Raw genomic sequence first — 18,680 nt, 5'->3', positions numbered from 1 at the left:
GTCACGACGGCGGGAGGGTCATACGGCGCGGACGCCGTCCTGCCACACCTCGCGGACGTTCCCGGCCAGCGCGGGGAAGTCGTAGGCATCCCCCGCCACCACGACCAGGTCCGCGCGGTGGCCGGGGGCCAGGCGGCCCAGGTCGCCGTCCAGGCCGAGCAGGCGCGCGGCCGAGGAGGTGGTCGCCGCCAGCACGTCGGCCGGGGTCATGTCGCAGGAGCGCATCAGCTCCAGCTCCTCCAGGTTGGTCCCGTGCGGCCCGACGCCGCTGTCGGTGCCCATCGCGATGCGGACCCCCGCGGCGACGGCGCGGCGCACGGAGTCGGCGTGCACCTCCGCGACCTCCTTCGCCTTCTGCACCACCGCGTCCGGCAGCGAGACGCCCCGTGCGGCCGCGCGGATCACGTTCACCGGCGCCACCAGCGTCGGCACCAGCCAGGTGCCGTTGACGAGCATCAGCTCGATCGCCTCGTCGTCGAGGTAGATGCCGTGCTCGACCGACCGGATGCCGGCGCGCACGGCGTTCTTGATGCCCTCCGCGCCCTGCGCGTGCGCCATCACCGCGCGGCCCTGCATCTCCGCCTCGGTGACGAGCACGTCCAGCTCCTCCAGCGTGAACTGCGAGTGCCGCGGGTCGTCGCGCGGCGACAGCACCCCGCCGGTGGTGCAGACCTTGAGCACGTCCGCGCCCGCGCGCAGCAGCGTCCGGGCGACGCGGCGCATCTCGTCCGGCCCGTCGGCCAGCGCCTCGGGCCGTCCGGGGTGCGGCAGGAACAGCGGGACGCAGTGGCCGGACACCGTCCAGTGGTCGCCGTGCCCGCCGGTGGGGCTGATCAGGCCGATCGCGATCTGCAGCCGCGGACCGGGGATCAGGCCGTCGTCGACCGCCTGCTTGATGCCGAGGTCGGCGCCCGCCGCGTCGCGCACCGTCGTGATGCCGAGCTTCAGCGTGGTCCACAGGTTCCGCGCCGCCTCGTAGAACTGGTACGAGAACGGCTTCTGCACCCGCGGCAGCAGCCCGATGTCGGACACCGTCACGTGCACGTGGCAGTCGAACAGGCCGGGCAGCAGCGTCGTGCCGGTGCAGTCGACCGCGCGGTCGCCGTCGAGCCCGGGGCCGACGTCGACGATGCGGCCGTCCTCGATCACCACGTCCGCGGCGGCGGGCGCGGCGCCGGTGCCGTCGAACACCGAGCCGCCCGTGAACACGGTCCGAGTCATGCCGGTTCTCCTTGCCTGGCAGGGGTTTCGGGACGGGCGAAGAACCGCTCCAGCACCGCCGCGACCATGAGCACGACGATGTTCGCGACGAGCCCGATCAGGCCGACGTTGATCGTGCCGGCGAGTTTGGTGTCGACGAAGGTCAGCCAGATCACCACGGCCTCGCCGACGATCAGCCCGGCGAACACGGGCACCTTGCCCACCGGGACCTTCTTCAGGAAGCCCGCCACGTTGGCCGGCGCGAGCTGCACCGAGCCGGAGTAGGTCAGCAGCAGCAGGTTCGCCAGCAGGTCCGGCCGGAAGATGCCGAGCACCAGCGCCAGCGCGCTGGCCAGCACCACCGTGCCGTGGTTGATCCAGAACTGCCGCCGCTCCCCGCGCACCCGCGCGATGTTGCGGGCCACCAGCGACGAGATGCCGATCAGGATGCCGGCCGCGGGCACCATCGCGGTCGCCGTCGCGGCGACCACCACGAGCCCGGTGACCCAGCCGGGCAGCGCGTCCTTGCTCAGGGTCAGCAGCACGCCGTTCGGGTCGCTGCCCTTGGGCACCACCAGGATCGCCGCGAACCCGATGATCATCGGCAGCAGCAGGCACAGCTCGTAGACCGGCATCCAGGCGTAGTTGCGGCGCAGCACCTTCGGGTCGCGCGCGGACATCAGCGCGGGCCAGTTGTGCGGCAGCGTCATCAGCCCGACGCCGATCGCGCTGACCAGCATGCTGGTGATGAACCAGGTCTGGTCGTTCGCGCCGGCGTGGATGAACAGCTTCTCCGGGTGCAGCTGCTCGATCTTGTGGAACACCCCGGACACACCGCCCGCGAAGTGCGCCGGCACGGCGATGATCAGCACCACCAGTACCACCAGCATGATCGCGTCCTTGAAGTACGAGGTCGCCGCGACCCCGCGCAGCCCCGCCCACAGCACGAACGCGACGACCAGCACGCTGCCCGCCACCATGCTCAGGTTGCCCGAGGCCGTGTCGCCGGTGACCAGCCGGACGATCAGGCCGAGGCCGGTGATCTGCAGCTGCAGGTACGGCAGCACGAAGACCACGCCCAGCACGGCCGACACCGTGCCGAGCGCGCGGCTGGAGAACCGGTCCTCCAGGAAGTCGCCCTGGGTCAGGTAACCGCGCTCCTTGCCCATCACCCAGATCCGCTTGGACAGGAAGAACAGGACCACGTAAGCGATCGGCACGTACGGCAGCGCGTACATCGCCGCGACGCCGCCGGAGAAGGCGAGCCCGGCCATGCCCAGGAAGGTGAAGGTGGTGAACACCTCGCCCGCCTGCAGGAACCACATGGTCAGCGCGCCGAACTTGCGGCCGCCGACCGTCCACTCGGCCAGGTCCGACGCGGGACCGCGGCGCCCGACGAACCCGAGCACGCCGATCAGCACGATCCCGGCCAGGGTGAAGGCGAGGATCATCGGCCCTCCTCCTCGCCCGCGCGCGCCAGCAGCCGCTCGGACAGCAGCAGCGCGGGGGTGAACATCAGGCACCAGAAGCCGCCCCACACCAGCATCTTCGGCAGCCCGAGCCAGAGCCCGGTGGAGTTGACGAACGGCAGGAACGGCATCAGGACCAGTGCGATCACGGGGAGGACCGGCGGGAGGTGGTAGCTGCGCATGCGCTCACGCTGCCAGAGCGGTGAGCCGTCGGCACGCCAGCTCGGCCAGCAGCGTCGCGCCGTCGGCCAGCACCGAGTCGTCGAACGCGGCGCGCGGCGAGTGGTTGCCCGGCGCGTGGTCCGGGTCGTCGCCACGGACTGCGCCGAGGAAGACGAACGCGCCCGGCACGCGCTGGAGCACCCGCGAGAAGTCCTCGGCGCCGGTCATCGGGTTCGGCAGCTCGGTGAAGCGCTCCTCGCCGAAGACGTCGCGGACGGTGTCGGCGACGAACTCGTGCCCCTCGGCGTCGTTGACGGTGAGCGGGTACTCGGGCTCGTAGGAGATCTCGACCTCCAGCCCGTGCGCCGCGGCGATGCCCTGGCAGACGCGGATGAACTCGGTCTTGATCCGGGCGCCGACCTCCAGGTCGAACGAGCGGGTGGTCGCCTCGAACACCGCGTCGTCCGGGATGACGTTGCGCCGGGTGCCCGCGTGGAAGCTGCCGACGGTGAGCACCACGGGCTCGAACGCGCCGAAGCCGCGGGTCACCCGCGTCTGCAGGGCGGTGACCATTTCGCACGCGGCCGGGATCGGGTCGCGCGCCGCCTCCGGCGACGAGCCGTGCCCGCCGGCGCCGACCACCCGCACCTTCACCATGTCGGACGCCGCCATCAGCGGCCCCGGACGGCTGGTGAACACCCCGCGCTCGTGCCGTGAAGAGGAGACGTGCAGCCCGTACGCGGCATCGACCGGACGGCCCGCCGCGGTCAGCACGCCTTCTTCGATCATGTGCCCCGCGCCGTCCCAGCCTTCCTCGCCGGGCTGGAACATGAAGACGACGTCGCCGGGCAGCTGGTCCCGGCGCGCGACGAGCAGCCTCGCGGCGCCGACGAGCCCGGCCGTGTGCAGGTCGTGCCCGCAGGCGTGCATCGCGCCGGGGATCTCGGACGAGAACTCCTCGCCGGACGCCTCGGTCACGGGTAAGGCGTCCATGTCGCCGCGCAACAGCACGGTGCCGCCGGTCCCGCCGCCCCCGCGCAGGACCGCGGTGACCGAGCTGAGGCTCCGGCCGATGCTGGTCTCCAGCCCGAGGCCGTCTAGCGCGGCGAGCACCTTCGCCTGGGTGCGCGGCAGGTGGAGGCCGATCTCGGGGGTGCGGTGCAGGTCGCGGCGCAACGCGACCAGTTCGGGGTGCAGGGCGGCGGCGTCGGAGCGCAAGGTCACAGGGACTCCCTCGCAGGATCGGCGACATTAAGGTGGCCTGACGATGAAACAAGGGTCAGACACAACCACCGCCGGAATCGCGGGAATCCGCCAGAACCGCCGTCTGGATACGAAGGATCGGCCATGTTGAGCGAGAGCGACCTCAAACTGGTCGACGCGCTGCAGACCGGCCCGCGGACGTCGTGGTCCGTGCTGGGCCGGACGCTCGGGGTCGGCGCCGTCACGGCCGCCCGGCGCTGGGACGCGCTCGTGGCGCGGGGCGAGGCCTGGCTGACCGCGTACCCGGGCGGCGAGGTGGTGGCGCAGCTGGCGCTGGCGTTCGTCGAGATCGACTGCGCGCCCGGGGAGGCGCTACCGGTGGCGCGGGCGCTGGCGGCCGACCCGCACGTGGCGACCGTCGAGTACCTGGCCGGGCACTGCGACCTGCACGTTCACCTGATCGCCCCCACCCTGCGCGACCTCTCCGACTACGTGCTCCACCGGCTGGCCACGCTGCCCGGCGTGGTGGCGGCGCGGACGGTGGTGTCGCCGCGGATGTTCACCGAGGGCAGCCGCTGGCGGGTGCGGGCGATCTCGCCGGGCCAGCGGGAGGCACTCGCGGTGCCGGCCACGCGCCCGACGTCACCACTGCGCTTCAGCGAACTCGACCAGGCGCTGATCCTGGCGCTCGGCGAGGACGCCCGGGCTTCGGCGGCTTCGCTGGCACTGCGGCTGGGCGTCGGGGCGAGCACCGTGCTCCGCCGGCTGGACGCGCTCGTCGCCCGCGGCGCGGTGCGGCTGCGCTGCGAGATCGCGCGCCCGCTGTCCCCCGCACCCGTGACGGCGATGCTGTGGCTGCGCGTGCCACCGGACAAGCTGGAGACGACGGCGCGTTCGCTGGCGGTTCTGCCGGAGGTGCGGATGTGCGCGGCCATCAGCGGCGCCGCCAACCTGATGCTGGTGGTCTGGCTCAACTCGCAGCACGACACGGTGCCGTTGGAAAGCGCGCTGGCCGCGAAGCTGCCGTGGCTGGAGATCGTGGACCGCGCCGTGACCCTGCGCGGTATCAAGCTGATGGGCCACCTGCTCGACGACGACGGCCTCGCCGCGGGCCGGGTGCCGCTCGACTTCTGGGCCCCAGTGCAGGGCTCGTGAGTGTTTATGCCGGTTAGAACCGGCATAAACACTCACGAGGCTGTCACCGGTTCTGGCAGCGTTTTCCGGTGTTGATGCAGGAGACCACGCGGTTCATCTGCGACTGCGACATCACGTTGGCGAAGTCGTCGTGGTCCGAGCGCGGGTTGTGCTTCTCCTCCGGGAAAGCGTCCACTTTGTACTGTCCCTTGACCTGGACGTCGTGCGGGATGCGGTAGACGAGGGTGATCTTCAGCTGCGGCACGGCCTTGAAGCCGGCCGGGCAGTTGCCGTTCGCGCCGGGGAAGACGATGTGCGTGCGGTGGTTCGCGCTGTCGATGTCCTTGCCGTCCCAGCAGTTCGGGAACGCGTGGACGCGCTCGACATTGCTGCCCTGCGGGCAGATCGGGTAGTGGTCGGTGAGCCGGTCTTCGAACCCGGTGCACGTCCAGCTCGCGCGGGCGTTCGCCGGGCCGTTCGCGCCTTCCTTGGCGTCGCCGTAGAGCACACGCAGGAATCGGGGCATGGCCACGACCTTGCGCGCGCCACCGCTGCCGAACGACAGCGTCGCGGACACCACGCGCTGGATGTCGCCGTCGTTGCCGGCCACCTCGTTCTGGTCGTTCACTCCGGGCAGCGCGGCCGCGGCCCCGTTGTCCTGCTTCTGTTTCTGTTGCGCGGCGCTCTCGCCCTGGCTGCCGTCGCTGTTGGCGCCGCCGTTGTCGAGGCCCTTGCCCTGCTGGTCCGGCACGGCGCACGTGGTGAGTGCCGTGGTGTCGCCGGGTTTCGCGCCCTGCTTGGCCATCTCGTCCGAGATCTTCCCGAGCGACGCGGAACGCTGGCCCTTCACCTGATCCAGCACCGCTGTAGCGTCCTGCCCCTGCGTCAGCTGCTGGTCCGCCTGGCCGACCTGGGCGTCCATCGCGTCGAGTTCGGCGTTCACCGGATCCAACGCGGCGTCGGGCACCTCGGGCAGCGCGCTCGCGACGTCCGGACAGTCGACGTGTGGCTCGGCCGCGTCCTTCGCCGCGTCCGCCCGGTCGGCGGCGACGTCTTCACCCTGCGGGGCGGCCGCGTCGGCACCGGCATCGGTCGCGGGGTCAGCGCTGGGCTCGGCCGCGGGATCGGCGGAGGCACCCTCTTCGTCGTCGGTGTCGATCCGGACCACCGGCCAGTAGTAAGTGGACTTGTCGCCGTTCTTGCAGGTGGTGCCCGCCTTCGCCAGGCTTTCGTTGGTCGAGTCCGCGTTGGTGGAGAGATTCCCGACGTAGTCGTGCAGGTGCTGGGCCCCGTTGCGGACGCCGGGCTGGGCGATGAAGTTGTCCGGGTTGAAGTGGCCGTTCTCGTTCCGTCCACAGTCGACGGTGAACGTGCCGCGGGCGCCGCGGTTCTGCGTCCGGCTGACGTTCGATCCCCGCGGAACCTTGGTGATGTCCAAGAAGAACGCCTTGTCGGCCGGGTCCGCGCCTGCCTCTCCCGGCTGGCCCGAGGTCGCGATCACGGTCAGCGCGCCGACGGCGACCGCCAGGCCGAGCGCGCCGGTCACGATCTTCGTCCGTTTCGCCGGACGATGGCGTGGAAGATCACGGGTCATGAAACTGCTCACCTCGTTCGTTTCTCCGGGCGCGCCGAAACCGGCCGCGGCCCGGGCATGAACTACCGACAACTCGAGGTCGAAACACGCGGCACCCGGGGAAGAGCCGTACTTCCGGTGCCGGCACTGGGGAATACGTCGAGCGAGCGCCTATGGTTCACATCGAGATCTGCGCGTTATCTTTTCGTTATCAACCCAAGGCGGCCGGAGACGTCGTCGCCGGACCGAAAACCCTTGCGTGAGCAGGGATTCCCGGTCAGCGGTTGACCGCGACGAGCAGCGTGCCATCGGCCGAACGCACCTCAAAGCGGGTGATGTCCTTGTCCACCAAGGAAGTTCCGCCGTTGATGTGCAGCAGGCCCGGCGAGCCCGGGATGCCGTAGCCCTTCGCGGGCACGGACCAGCCGGTGACCGTGCGGATGGCCCCGTCGGACGCGATGGCGAGCAGCTCACAGTCGATCGGGCCGGTGATGCCGCCCAGTTCGAGGTCGATGGAGCTGCCCCACTCCCGCGGGGTCACGGCCACGCGCGCGGTCACCGCGAAGCCGCCGCCGGTCTGGCCGGACGAGGTTCCGCCGCCGGGCACGGACAGGGCCCCAATCGGCGGGGACGCAGCGGGCGGAGGCACCGCAGACAGAGACACAGCGGACGGGGACACCGAGGGCTGGGGTACCGCGGACGGGGATACAGAGGGCTGCTCCACGGACGTCGGCGCGCCGAGGCTCACCGAAGGGCCGGCCGCGTCGGCCGGGCGCACCACGAGCGTGACGAGCGGGGCGGCCACCACCAGGGCAGCGGCCGCGACGGCGACGAGCAGCCCGGTCCGGCGGCGTCGCTTCCGCTTCGCCTCGGCCAGCAGGGCCCGCAGCACCCGCGGCCCGGGGGCCAGGGTGCGACCGCCGGGCGCGGGCACCGGCGGGTCGGGCCAGTTCTTCTTCACCAGGTCGAGCACGTCGGGCAGCTCGTGCAGCTCGACGAGGTCGAGCTGGCAGTCCGGGCAGTCCATGAGGTGCTCCTCGAACCGCAGGCTGCCGGCCTCGCCGAGCACGCCGAGCACGTACGCGGCGATGTCGGTGTGGGCGGACCAGGCCCGCATCTAACCCAGCGCCTTCCGCAGCGCGCGGACGGCGTGGTGGATCCGCGACTTCACGGTGCCCGGCGGCACACCCAGTGTCGCCGCGACCTCGTTCACGGTGCGGTCCTTCAGGTAGGTCTGCTGCACGGCCTCCCGCTGTTCGGGCGAAAGGTCTTGCAGCGCACCGTAAATGATCATGGCGGCCAGCGTCTTGTCCGACTCGTCGGGCACGCAGATGGCGTCGGACCCGATCTCCTCGAGTTCCTGGGGCCTTACGCTGCGGCTTCGCCAGCCGTCGATGACAGTACGTCGCGCCACCGTGAAGAGCCAGGCGCGCAGCATCGCCGGGCGGCGATCGAGCTTGTCCGCGTTTCGCCACGCCTTGATCAAGGTCTCCTGCACCACGTCCTCAGCCCATTGACGGTCGTTCCCGGTCAGGCGCAGCGCGAACCCCATCAGGGCTCCGCCGAACTCTTGGTACAGCGCTTTTGCCAGGTCCTCGTGATGACCGTCGGATTCGTTTTCATGATCGTCCATAAGGCGCAGCGTGCGATTGTGCCGTCCCACGCCGCACATCTTTGTGCGCACGGGCCGCTACGTCCAGTACCAAAATCACGGCGGCGGGTACCAAAACTTTTTTGAACCGTTTCCAAGCCGTGTCCGTATCCCCCCTCGAAGACCCCGACAAGCGTTGTCCCCCCGCAACGCCCCGCATTCACCTTGGGCTTACTGTCCACAGTGGATCAACCGCGCCCTTTTCCCGTCGCTCCCCCGGCGACGCGGCGCGGTTCCGCCCCCTGGAGGAAGCCGTGAACCGCTTGATCCGCGCGGCCGCCCCGCCGGCCGCCGGCCTGGCCGCTTTCGTTGTATTGACCGCATGTCAGTCCGGCGGCGGTTACTCCCCGTCCGGAAGCGACCCCGGTATGGGCCCGATGAGCCTGTCGATGCCCACCGACGTCACGGACCCCGGCAGGGCCGCGTTGCGCGCCGCCCGCCCCTTCGACCTCGGCCCGATGGTGGTCGACGGCAGCGGGTTCACCGTGTACCGCTACGACAAGGACAGCTCCGATCCCTCCCGCGCCACCTGCGACGACGCGTGTGCGCAGAAGTGGCTGCCGGTCCGCGCGACCGGCGAGGTCGCCCTCACCGGCATCGACCAGGCACTGGTCGGCCGCGTCACCCGGCCCGACGGCACCGACCAGGTGACCCTCGGCGGCTGGCCGCTGTACCGCTTCAGCGGCGACGAGATGCCGGGCGAGACCGCGGGCCAGGGCAAGGACCACGCCTGGTTCCCGCTGACCCCCGAAGGCCACAAGATCGAGACGACCACCGAAACCTGGCGGGCCGATGCCTTCCGGATCTGACGAAACCGGCCGGATCCGCCGCCTCGCCCGGGTGCTGCTCGTCGCGTCCGGCGTGCTCGCGCTCCTGTGGCCTGCCCCCGCGTTCGCGCAGAGCACCGCACCTGGCGTCGACGCGGGTGACCGGCTGCTGCTCACGAAGGTGCGCCAGGCCGGTCTCTGGGAGATGCCGGCCGGCCTGCAGGCCGAGACCCGCGGCGCCGATCCCCAGGTGAAGGCGGTCGGCGCGGCGCTGATGGTCGACCACGGCCGGATCGACGTGCTGACCCGGCAGCTGGCCGCCAAGCTCGGCGTCACGCTGCCCGACGAGCCCTCGGCCGAGCAGCAGGGCTGGCTCGCGGAGCTGCGGAACGCGGCGACGCCGCAGGATTTCGACCGCGTCTTCGCCAACCGGCTGCGCGCGGCCCACGGCCAGGTGTTCGCCGTCATCGCGTCGGTCCGCGCCGGCACGCGCAACCCGGAGATCCGGAACTACGCCACCGTCGCCAACCAGGCCGTGCTGCGGCACATGACGTTGCTCGAGAGCACCGGCCTCGTCGACTACAGCGCGCTGCCGCAGTCGTCCGGGTCCACCACGGCGGCCCCCGCCGGCGCCGCCCTCGACCTGCGCACCACCGACCTCCTCACCGCCGCGGCGCTGGCCCTGCTGCTCGGCGGCGCCACGATGTTCGGGGTGCGCTACGTGAAGTCCGGCCGCCGGCTTCGCCCGAAATCAGGAGAAAGCCATGGTTGACGCCTTCCACCAGGCGGTGACCACCCTCGCGCAGCAGACCACCGACACCTCCGCCCGGGGCGTCACCGCCCTCTCCGCCCGGCTGTCCTACGCGTTCATGTGCCTCACGCTCAGCTGGGGCGTGCTCACCGCCACCGGCTGGGTGCGCTCGGTCACCGGCCGCAAAGCCCTGCGCAGCGGGCACATGGTCCTCGCCACGCTGACGCTGGCGTTCGGCACGCTGCACGCGCTGACCTTCCTGTACCTGACGGTGAACCCGTTCTCCTTTGCCTACCTGAGCATCCCGTTCATGCCGGGCACGCTCGCCCGGCACACGTTCGGGATCGTCGGGCTGGAGCTGATGCTGGCCATCGCGCTCACGGCGTGCGTCCGGCGGTGGACGTCCTACCGCCGCTGGCTGTGGCTGCACCGGCTCGCCTACCCGGCCGTCGCGCTGACCGCGCTGCACGCGTTTTTCGGCGCGGTCGCGAACGGGAACCTGTCGGTGGTCTGGCTCGGCGGCATCACGCTGGCCGTGCCCGCCCTCACGCTCGCCCTGCTCCGGTTCCTGCCGCCACGGACGCTGGAGCGGATCGGCCTCGTCGAGGAGCAGGTCGCGTGAAGCGCCCCGGCGGCGGGCCCCGCATCAGCGTCGACAACGACCGTTGCGAGCTCTACGGGATCTGCGCGATGGACGCGCCCCGGCTCTTCGAACTCGGCCAGGACGGCCGGCTCCGCTTCCGCAAGCGCCTGCTCGGCGAGGACGACATCGACCAGGCGATCGCCGCCGCGCGGGTGTGCCCGGCACAGGCAGTGGTACTGAGAGGGGACTTCGATGGCTGACGGCGACCGGATCGTCATCGCCGGGGCCGGCGTGGCCGGGCTGCGCTCCGCGGAACGGCTGCGTGAGCTCGGCTTCGACGGCGAAATCGTGCTGGTGGGCGACGAAGCCCGCCGCCCGTACCACCGGCCGATGGTCTCGAAACAGCTCGTGACCGGCACCGTGCGGCCGAACGAAATGTCGTTGCGGGCCTACCGCGACCTGGACGTGCACTGGCGGCTCGGCACCCGGGCCACGTGGCTCGACACCGCCGAGCGGGTCGTGCACCTGCCCGGCGGCGAGCCGCTCTGGTACGACGGGCTGATCCTGGCCACCGGCGTCGTGCCGCGGCACCTGCCCGGCTCGCCGCGCCACGACCCGCGGGTGCGGGTGCTGCGCACGATCGAGGACTCGATCGCCGTGCGCCGCTGCCTGCAGGCGAGCACCAAGCCCGCGGTGGTGATCGGCGGCGGCCTGATCGGCTGCGAGTTCGCCGCGAGCATGCGGCACCTCGGCCGCGACGTCACCCTCGTCAGCGACGCCAAGGCACCGCTGCACCGCTTCGGCGAGCGCGTCTCGGACGGCGTGGCGGGCCTGCACAAGCAGCACCGTGCGAAGCTGTCGATGAGGTCCGAGGTGCGGCACTGGATCAGCACCAAGGAGGCCGTCGGGCTGCACCTGACGAACAACAAGCTGCTCGTGGCGAGCGTCGTGGTGCTGGCGATCGGCAGCGTCCCGGCGGTCGACTACCTGCGCGGCTCCGGCCTCGACACCTCCGACGGCGTGCTGTGCGACCCGGCGCTGTTCGCCGAGGGCGCGGCCGACGTCGTGGTCGCCGGAGACCTCGCGCGGTGGCCGAACCTGCGCTTCGACGAGGTCCCCCGCCGTGTCGAGCACTGGATCAACGCGGTGGAGTCGGCGCGCGCGGCGGCGGAGAACCTGCTCGCGGGCCGGTCCTCGGCCCAGCCGTTCACGCCCATGCCGCGGGCGTGGTCGACGCAGTACGACGTGCGCCTGCAGACGGCCGGCATGCCCGCGCTCGGCGAGGACACCGTCCCGCTGGCCGGCGGCATCACGGGGTACGTCCGCGGCGGTGAACTCGTGGGCGTCTGCGGGTGGGACAAGCCGCGCGCGATGCTCCACTGGACCGCCGAACTCGAGCGGCGGCTGCCGGTGCCCGAGTACACGCCGGCCCCCGAGATCGAGGTGCCCAGCGAGTTCGGCAGCGGCTTCGACAGCGGCTTCGACAGCGAGTTCGACGTGCCGTTCGACCCCCGGTTCGACCCGTCGCCGGAGCACAGCTCCCTGGACGGTCCGCGCATCGGCACCGCCCAGTTCGAGGCCGATTTCGAGAGCCAGTTCGCCTCCGACGGGCCCACCAGCTCGATCCCGGCGCCATCGGCGACCTGGTCGTCCGAGCCGGTGGGCTGAAGCGGGGCGAGGCCGCGCGCGGCGGTCGCGCCCCTTCGCCGGTCACCACATCGCCCCTCGCGGCTGGGCGGTGTGGTGACCGGTCTCTTTGGGTTCCGGTAAGGCCTCCTTGACCGCGTCCCACGCCAATGCCAGAACTCAAGTTCGACAGTGGGCTGTCGAAGGTGGGGGTGGTGCCCTGAAGGCCACCATGAGGGCCTCTACGTCCCTCATGGTGGCCTTCAGGGCACCACCGACTCGGTCAAATGGGTCTTAAAGGGGACAAATGTAGCCTTCAATCGTCCACGGTGGACAGTGCGCGTCGGCGGTGCGGGGGCGGGGCGCTCAAGTTCCCGGCACTGGCAACCCCACGCCGTCAAGGACTCCTTACCTGCGTCCTACGCGGGTAAGGAGTCCTTGACGGAGTCCCCGGCGGTCAGAGCCGTTCGATGATCGTGACGTTCGCGGTGCCGCCGCCCTCGCACATGGTCTGCAGGCCGTAACGGCCGCCCCGGCGTTCCAGCTCGTGCAGCAGCGTGGCGAACAGCTTCGTGCCGGACGCGCCGATGGGGTGGCCGAGCGCGATGCCGCCGCCGTTGACGTTCACCCGTTCCGGGTCGGCGCCGGTCTCGTCGAGCCAGGCGAGCACCACGCTCGCGAACGCCTCGTTGACCTCGAACAGGTCGATGTCACCGATCGTCAGCCCGGTCTTGCGCAACGCGTGCGCGGTCGCGGGGATCGGGCCGGTCAGCATCCACACGGGATCGGCGGCGCGCACGGACAGGTGGTGGATCCGGGCGCGCGGCTTGAGCCCGTGCTCTTTCACGAAGGCCTCGGACGCGAGCAGGGTCGCGCTGGCGCCGTCGGAGATCTGGCTCGCGACGGCCGCGGTGATCCGCGAGCCCTCGCTCAACGGCTTCAGCGCGGCCATCCGCTCGAGGCTGGTGTCGGGGCGGGGTCCCTCGTCGGTGCGGAATTCGCCGAACGGCGTGATTTCGGCGTCGAAGCGGCCGTGGGCGATGGCGTCCAGCGCGCGCTCGTGACTGCGCAGCGCGAACTCCTCCATCGCGGCGCGTGAGATGTCCCAGTGCGCGGCGATCATGTCCGCGCTGCTGAACTGCGAGACCTCCACCCCGCCGTACCGCTCCTGCCAGCCCTTCGAACCGGAAAACGGGTCAGGGAAGCCGTATTCGCGCCCCGCCAGCATCGCCGCGCTGATCGGGATCGCGGTCATGTTCTGCACGCCGCCGGCGAGCACCAGGTCCGCCGTGCCGCTGAGCACGGCCTGCGCGGCGAAGTGCACCGCCTGCTGACTGGAGCCGCACTGGCGGTCGACGGTCACGCCCGGCACGTGGTTCGGGAACCCGGCGGCGAGCCACGCGGTGCGCGCGAGGTTGCCCGACTGCGGGCCGAGCGTGTCGACGCAGCCGAGGATCACGTCGTCCACCAGCGCCGGGTCGACGCCCGAGCGTTCGACGACCGCGCGGATCACGTGCGCGCCCAGGTCCGCCGGGTGCACCCCGCCGAGCGCGCCGCCGCGGCGGCCGACGGGGGTTCGGACGGCGTCCAGCACATAGGCCTCAGCCACGGCTCCTCCGTTTCTTCGTGGTCCCGGGCTTCCCGGCCGGCACGGCGATGCCCTCCAGCAGGATCCCGAGGTACTGCTCGGCGACGTCACGCGCGGACAGCGCGCCGTCCGGGTTGTACCAGCGGACCGCGACCCACACCGTGTCGCGGATGAACCGGTAGACCAGCTCGACGTCGAGGTCCGGCCGGAACACGCCCGCCGCGACCCCGTCGGCGAGGATTCCGTTCCACAGCTTGCGGAACTCGGCGTTGCGGTCGTTGAGGTAGGCGAAGCGCGGCAGCGACATCAGGTGCTTGGCCTCGCTCTGGTAGATCGCGACCTCGGCCGGGCGCCGGTGGATGGAGTCGAACGACGCGACGACCACGGCCTCCAGCGTCTCGCGCGGCGGCAGGCCCTGCCCGACGATGTCGGCGTACGCGCCGAAGAGCTCGTCCAGGAAGCCGGTGAGGATCTCGTCGGCCATCGACTCCTTCGAGTCGAAGTGGTGGTAGAGGCTGCCGGACAGGATGCCGGCGGCGTCGGCGATGTCGCGGACGGTCGTGGACACGTAACCGCGGTCCGCGAACAGCCGCGCGGCCAAGCCCAGCAGCTCGGCGCGCCGGGATCCGGGGGCGTTCTTCACGACTGGGCTCACTGACCGACCTCACGCATGCTGGGCACTCACGGACACGACCTCGCCGGTGAGGTACGAGGCGTACTCACTGGCGAGGAACACCATCACATTCGCGACCTCCCACGGCTTCGCCGCCCTCCCCGACACCTCGCGCGCGGTCAGCTCGGCGAGCAGCTCGTCGCTGGTCACCTTCGCCAGGAACGGGTGCATCGCGAGGCTGGGCGCCACGGCGTTGACCCGCACGTCGTACGGGGCGGCGTCCACGGCGGCGCACCGGGTCAGGGCCATCACCCCGGCCTTGGCCGCCGCGTAGTGCGCCTGCCCGCCCTGCGCGCGCCAGCCGAGCACGGACGCGTTGTTGACGATCGCGCCGCCGGTCCCCTGCGCGGCGAACCGGCGCAGCGCGGCGCGGGTGGCGCGGAAGGTGCCGTTCAGGGTGACATCGAGGACCCGCGACCACTCGTCGTCGGTCATGTCCAGCAGCGAGCAGGTGCCGCCGAGGCCCGCGTTGTTGATCAGCACGTCGAGGCGGCCGAAGTGTTCGACAGTGCTGTCGACGAGGTGTTGGACGTCCTCCTCACGAGTGACGTCGCACGGGACGGCGTGGACGTCGGCGCCCAGCTCTTCGGCCGTCTCGCGCAGGCGCCGCTCGTGCCGGTCGCTGACGACCACGCGCGCGCCCTCCTCCAGGCACCGCTTCGCGGCGGCGGACCCGATGCCCGTCCCGGCGGCCGCGGTGACCACCACGACCTTGTCCCGCAACAGGTTCGCACCCTCGGGGTATTTTCCGACACTGATCAAGGACGGGCCTCCCTCGGCAGGCCGAGCACTCGCTCGGCGATGACATTGCGCTGGATCTCGTCGGAGCCGCCGTAGATCGTGTCGGCGCGAGAGAACAGGAAAAGCCGTTGCCACGAGTCGAGTTCATCCGGCGCGACGAGGCCGGAGGCGCCGCGCACCAGCATGGCCAGCTCGCCCAGCCTCCGGTGCCAGCCCGCCCAGACGAGCTTGACGACGCTGGCCGCGCCGGGGCCGCTGTCGCCGAGGGTGCGGACGGCGTGCGCGCGCAGCACCTCCAGCCCCACCCACGCGCGGTTCAGCTGTTCGGCGATGTGCGGGTCGGCCGCCGCGCCGCTTTCTTCGGCGAGCCGGCACAGCGCTTCCAGCTCACGGCGGAAGCCGATCTGCTGGCCGAGCGTGGCGACCCCGCGTTCGAAGCCGAGCAGCCCCATCGCGACCCGCCAGCCGTCACCGGGCTCGCCGACCACTTCGGTGGTGCGAGCGCCGTCGAAGAACACCTCGTTGAACTCGGCCGTGCCGGTGAGCTGCCGGATCGGCCGGACGTCGACGCCGTCCTGGCGCAGCGGCACGAGCAGGAAGCTGAGCCCGTGGTGGCGTTTCGAGCCGGGCTCGGTGCGGGCGAGCACAAAACACCAGTCGGCGACGTGCGCGAGCGAGGTCCACACCTTTTGCCCGGTGACCACCCACTCGCCGTCTTCGGAGCGCGCGGACGTCGACACCGCGGCGAGGTCCGAGCCGGCGCCCGGCTCGGAGTAGCCCTGGCACCACAGCTCTTCGACGGCGAGGATCTTCGGCAGGAAACGGCGTTGCTGCGCCTCGCTGCCGAACGCGATCAGCGTGGGGCCGAGCAGTTCCTGGCCGAGATGGCTGACGCGCGCGGGGGCGTCGGCGCGGGCGTACTCCTCATGGAAGACGACCTGCTCGGCGAGCGTCGCGCCGCGGCCGCCGTGGTGCGGGGGCCAGCCGATCCCGTTCCAGCCGGCGGCGCCCAGCTTCCGCTCCCACGCCCGGCGTTCCTCGAACGCCTCGTGTTCACGGCCCGGCCCGCCGAGGCCCTTCAACGCCGGGTCGAGGTGCTCGGCCAGCCAGGCCCGGACGTCCGCACGGAAGTCGTCCACCGTTCCTCCTCTGGCCTCGGGGCTCGTCCGTAGGTTACCCTACCAAGCACTTGCTAGGGAGGCCTGCGATGTCGCTGTCCGATCCGACCGTGCCGGCGGCGCTGGACGCGGTCGCGGAGCGGTACCCCACGGGTGAAGCCGTGGTGGACGGTGCCGTGCGGCTGACCTGGGCCCAGCTGCGCGGCCGGGTACGTCAGTGCGCGAACTTCCTGGCGGCACAAGGCATCCGCCCGGGCGCGCGGGTCGCGGTCAACTCCCCCAACACGTGGCACTGGGTCGTCGCGGGCCTCGGCGCGCTGTACGCGGGCGCGACGCTGGTGCCGGTCAGCACCCGGTTCACGGCACGCGAAACGCACGACATCCTCACGCGGGCGGGCGTGTCGGCCCTGGTGATCACCGGCCGTTTCCTGGACACCGACCGGATTTCCGCCCTCGGCCCACTCCCGCCGGTGGTGCTCCGGGTGCCCGTGGAAGGTCCCGAGGAACCGGTCCCTGGCGTCACGGAGTGGTCCGCGCTGGAGGGCTTTTCCGACGACTTCACCGCGACGGCCGCGCCCGGCGACGTCAGCGACATCCTGTTCACCTCGGGCACCACGGGCCGCAGCAAGGGGGCGATGAGCTCGCACCGGCAGGCGCTCGGCGTCGCGGCCGCGTGGGCTTCGTGCGGCGCGCTGACCGAGCGCGACCGCTATCTCGTGGTGAACCCGTTTTTCCACAGTTTCGGTTACAAGGCAGGGATCCTGGCCGCGGTGCTGACCGGCGCGACGATCGTGCCGCAGCGGGTGTTCGACGTCCGCGAGACGCTGCGAATGGTCGAGGACGAGCGGATCAGCGTGCTGCCGGGCGCGCCGACGATCTACCAGGTGCTGCTGGACGCGCCGGAGCGCGCGGCCGCGGACCTGTCGAGCCTGCGCCTGGCCGTCACGGGCGCGGCGACGGTGCCGGTCGCGCTGGTCGAGCGGATGCGCGCCGAGCTGGGCTTCGAGACCGTGCTGACCGCGTACGGGCTGACCGAGGCCGTGGTCGCGACGATGAGCCGCCCCGACGACCCGCCCGAGGTGGTCGCGCGCTTCGCGGGCCGCGCGACCGCGGGGTTCGAGGTGCGCCTCGGCGACCACGACGAGGTCCTGCTGCGCGGCCCGAACGTGATGCTGGGTTACCTCGACGACCCGGACGCCACCGCCGCGGCGGTCGACGCCGGGGGCTGGCTGCACACCGGCGACGTCGGCGAGCTGGACCCGCGCGGTTACCTGCGGATCACCGACCGGCTGAAGGACATGTACGTGTGCGGCGGGTTCAACGTCTACCCGGCCGAAGTGGAGCAGGTGCTGGCGTGGCACCCGGACGTCGCGGAGTCGGCGGTCGTCGGCGTGCCCGACGCGCGGCTGGGCGAGGTCGGCCGCGCGTATGTGGTGGCGAGGCCGGGACGTCATCCGTCCACTGAGGACCTGCTGGCGCACTGCCGGGAGAGCCTGGCGAACTACAAGCTGCCGCGTTCGGTGGCGCTCCGGGCGGAGCTGCCGCGCAACCCGGCGGGCAAGGTGCTGAAACGAGTGCTGCGGGAGGACAAGGATGTCTGAGGTCGTCTACGAGCGGCGTGGACCGGTCGCGATCGTCACCATGAACCGGCCCGAGTATCGCAACGCCCAGAACTCGGCGATGACCTACGCCCTCGACGACGCCTTCACCCGCGCCGTCTCGGACGACGCCGTGAAGGTGATCGTCCTGGCCGGCGCGGGCAAGCACTTCTCGGCGGGCCACGACATCGGCTCCCCGGGCCGCGACGCGGACGTCTCGTTCGACCGCCGCGCGGTGACCTGGTGGGACCACGTGGACGCGTCCGGCGCGGACCAGCGCTTCGCCCGTGAATCCGAGGTATACCTGGGAATGTGCCGCCGCTGGCGCGAACTCCCGAAGCCGACGATCGCGAGCGTGCAGGGCGCGTGCATCGCGGGCGCCCTGATGCTCGCCTGGGTCTGCGACCTGATCGTCGCCTCCGACGACGCGTTCTTCGCCGATCCCGTGGTCCGCATGGGCATCCCGGGCGTGGAGTACTTCGCGCACCCGTGGGTCCTGGGCCCCCGCGCGGCGAAGGAGGTGCTGTTCACGGGCGAGCGCTTCAGCGCGGAGCAGGCACTGGCGTGGGGCATGTTGAACCGCGTGGTGCCGCGGGCCGCACTGGAGTCGGAAACCCTGGCGCTGGCGTCGAAAATCGCCGAGATGCCGCGCTTTGGCTTGGCGCTGGCGAAAAAGGCCGTGAATCAAGCCGAAGACCTCATGGGCTTGCGTTCGGGTATGGACTCGGCCTTCGCCCTCCATCACCTCGGCCACTCCCACAATGCCGAAACCACCGGCGATTCCCTGGCCGGCCAGAACGCCCGTTCGATGCGCGCTCCGGCGCCCGAGCGCGAGGCGTGACC

19 protein-coding genes are annotated in these 18,680 nt (G+C 71.4%); 8 read left to right on the top strand and 11 right to left on the bottom strand.

What is annotated here, in order from left to right:
• Positions 1-18: 18 nt before the first annotated feature.
• The 4 genes from OG943_RS01925 to OG943_RS01910 are packed head-to-tail and all read right to left on the bottom strand — an operon-like array spanning position 19 to position 4,055.
• Positions 19-1,221 carry a metal-dependent hydrolase family protein gene (locus tag OG943_RS01925; protein ID WP_328607914.1) on the bottom strand — a complete coding sequence of 401 codons (1,203 nt, stop codon included), beginning with the start codon at positions 1,219-1,221 and terminating at the stop codon, positions 19-21.
• Positions 1,218-2,651 carry a sodium:solute symporter family protein gene (locus tag OG943_RS01920; protein ID WP_328607913.1) on the bottom strand — a complete coding sequence of 478 codons (1,434 nt, stop codon included), beginning with the start codon at positions 2,649-2,651 and terminating at the stop codon, positions 1,218-1,220. Before OG943_RS01920 ends, OG943_RS01925 begins: the two co-directional genes overlap by 4 nt.
• Positions 2,648-2,851, bottom strand: a complete 204-nt coding sequence (locus tag OG943_RS01915) for a hypothetical protein (protein ID WP_328607912.1) — start codon at positions 2,849-2,851, stop codon at positions 2,648-2,650. Before OG943_RS01915 ends, OG943_RS01920 begins: the two co-directional genes overlap by 4 nt.
• Positions 2,852-2,855: 4 nt before the next feature.
• Positions 2,856-4,055, bottom strand: coding sequence for a M20 metallopeptidase family protein (locus tag OG943_RS01910; RefSeq protein ID WP_328607911.1), 1,200 nt, complete (start codon positions 4,053-4,055; stop codon positions 2,856-2,858).
• A 123-nt stretch (positions 4,056-4,178) separates the two neighbouring features.
• Here OG943_RS01910 and OG943_RS01905 point away from each other — a divergent pair, with 123 nt between their 5' ends.
• Positions 4,179-5,189 carry an Lrp/AsnC family transcriptional regulator gene (locus OG943_RS01905; RefSeq protein WP_328607910.1) on the top strand — a complete coding sequence of 337 codons (1,011 nt, stop codon included), beginning with the start codon at positions 4,179-4,181 and terminating at the stop codon, positions 5,187-5,189.
• A gap of 43 nt (positions 5,190-5,232) precedes the next feature.
• Here OG943_RS01905 and OG943_RS01900 read toward each other — a convergent pair whose 3' ends face one another.
• The 3 genes from OG943_RS01900 to OG943_RS01890 form a co-directional block, all read right to left on the bottom strand.
• Positions 5,233-6,762, bottom strand: coding sequence for a DUF1996 domain-containing protein (locus tag OG943_RS01900; protein ID WP_328607909.1), 1,530 nt, complete (start codon positions 6,760-6,762; stop codon positions 5,233-5,235).
• A gap of 256 nt (positions 6,763-7,018) precedes the next feature.
• Positions 7,019-7,858 carry an anti-sigma factor family protein gene (locus OG943_RS01895; protein WP_328607908.1) on the bottom strand — a complete coding sequence of 280 codons (840 nt, stop codon included), beginning with the start codon at positions 7,856-7,858 and terminating at the stop codon, positions 7,019-7,021.
• On the bottom strand, positions 7,859-8,404 hold the full coding sequence (locus OG943_RS01890) for a sigma-70 family RNA polymerase sigma factor (protein ID WP_328607907.1): 546 nt from the start codon (positions 8,402-8,404) through the stop codon (positions 7,859-7,861).
• Positions 8,405-8,646: 242 nt separating this feature from the next.
• Here OG943_RS01890 and OG943_RS01885 point away from each other — a divergent pair, with 242 nt between their 5' ends.
• The 5 genes from OG943_RS01885 to OG943_RS01865 are packed head-to-tail and all read left to right on the top strand — an operon-like array spanning position 8,647 to position 12,161.
• Entirely contained in the window at positions 8,647-9,201 is a 555-nt protein-coding gene (locus OG943_RS01885) for a hypothetical protein (RefSeq protein WP_328607906.1), read from the top strand.
• Positions 9,185-9,931 (top strand): DUF4142 domain-containing protein, encoded by a 747-nt coding sequence (locus OG943_RS01880; protein WP_328607905.1) that lies wholly within the window; start codon positions 9,185-9,187, stop codon positions 9,929-9,931. The genes OG943_RS01885 and OG943_RS01880 overlap by 17 nt, the downstream gene beginning before the upstream one ends.
• Positions 9,924-10,532, top strand: coding sequence for a ferric reductase-like transmembrane domain-containing protein (locus OG943_RS01875; RefSeq protein WP_328607904.1), 609 nt, complete (start codon positions 9,924-9,926; stop codon positions 10,530-10,532). Before OG943_RS01880 ends, OG943_RS01875 begins: the two co-directional genes overlap by 8 nt.
• Entirely contained in the window at positions 10,529-10,753 is a 225-nt protein-coding gene (locus tag OG943_RS01870) for a ferredoxin (protein ID WP_328607903.1), read from the top strand. The genes OG943_RS01875 and OG943_RS01870 overlap by 4 nt, the downstream gene beginning before the upstream one ends.
• Entirely contained in the window at positions 10,746-12,161 is a 1,416-nt protein-coding gene (locus OG943_RS01865) for an NAD(P)/FAD-dependent oxidoreductase (protein ID WP_328607902.1), read from the top strand. Before OG943_RS01870 ends, OG943_RS01865 begins: the two co-directional genes overlap by 8 nt.
• Before the next feature lie 415 nt (positions 12,162-12,576).
• On the opposite strand, the gene OG943_RS01860 is transcribed toward OG943_RS01865, so the two are convergent.
• The 4 genes from OG943_RS01860 to OG943_RS01845 are packed head-to-tail and all read right to left on the bottom strand — an operon-like array spanning position 12,577 to position 16,260.
• Positions 12,577-13,728, bottom strand: coding sequence for an acetyl-CoA C-acetyltransferase (locus OG943_RS01860; RefSeq protein WP_328607901.1), 1,152 nt, complete (start codon positions 13,726-13,728; stop codon positions 12,577-12,579).
• Positions 13,721-14,350 (bottom strand): TetR/AcrR family transcriptional regulator, encoded by a 630-nt coding sequence (locus OG943_RS01855; protein ID WP_328611974.1) that lies wholly within the window; start codon positions 14,348-14,350, stop codon positions 13,721-13,723. Before OG943_RS01855 ends, OG943_RS01860 begins: the two co-directional genes overlap by 8 nt.
• 21 nt (positions 14,351-14,371) lie before the next feature.
• Complete coding sequence (locus tag OG943_RS01850; RefSeq protein ID WP_328607900.1) at positions 14,372-15,142, bottom strand: SDR family oxidoreductase; 771 nt, start codon at positions 15,140-15,142, stop codon at positions 14,372-14,374.
• Positions 15,139-16,260: an acyl-CoA dehydrogenase family protein gene (locus tag OG943_RS01845; RefSeq protein ID WP_328607899.1), complete on the bottom strand. Its 1,122-nt coding sequence runs from the start codon at positions 16,258-16,260 to the stop codon at positions 15,139-15,141. The genes OG943_RS01850 and OG943_RS01845 overlap by 4 nt, the downstream gene beginning before the upstream one ends.
• A gap of 74 nt (positions 16,261-16,334) precedes the next feature.
• Between OG943_RS01845 and OG943_RS01840 the strand changes: the two genes are divergently transcribed.
• Together OG943_RS01840 and OG943_RS01835 are read left to right on the top strand one after the other, a co-directional pair.
• Positions 16,335-17,840, top strand: coding sequence for a FadD3 family acyl-CoA ligase (locus tag OG943_RS01840; RefSeq protein ID WP_328611973.1), 1,506 nt, complete (start codon positions 16,335-16,337; stop codon positions 17,838-17,840).
• Positions 17,833-18,678: an enoyl-CoA hydratase gene (locus OG943_RS01835; protein ID WP_328607898.1), complete on the top strand. Its 846-nt coding sequence runs from the start codon at positions 17,833-17,835 to the stop codon at positions 18,676-18,678. The genes OG943_RS01840 and OG943_RS01835 overlap by 8 nt, the downstream gene beginning before the upstream one ends.
• Positions 18,679-18,680 lie beyond the last annotated feature (2 nt).

The organism is Amycolatopsis sp. NBC_00345 (assembly GCF_036116635.1).
GTDB lineage: Bacteria > Actinomycetota > Actinomycetes > Mycobacteriales > Pseudonocardiaceae > Amycolatopsis.
Note: the sequence above shows the minus strand (reverse complement) of the source record. Positions and strands in the feature narration are given on the sequence as shown.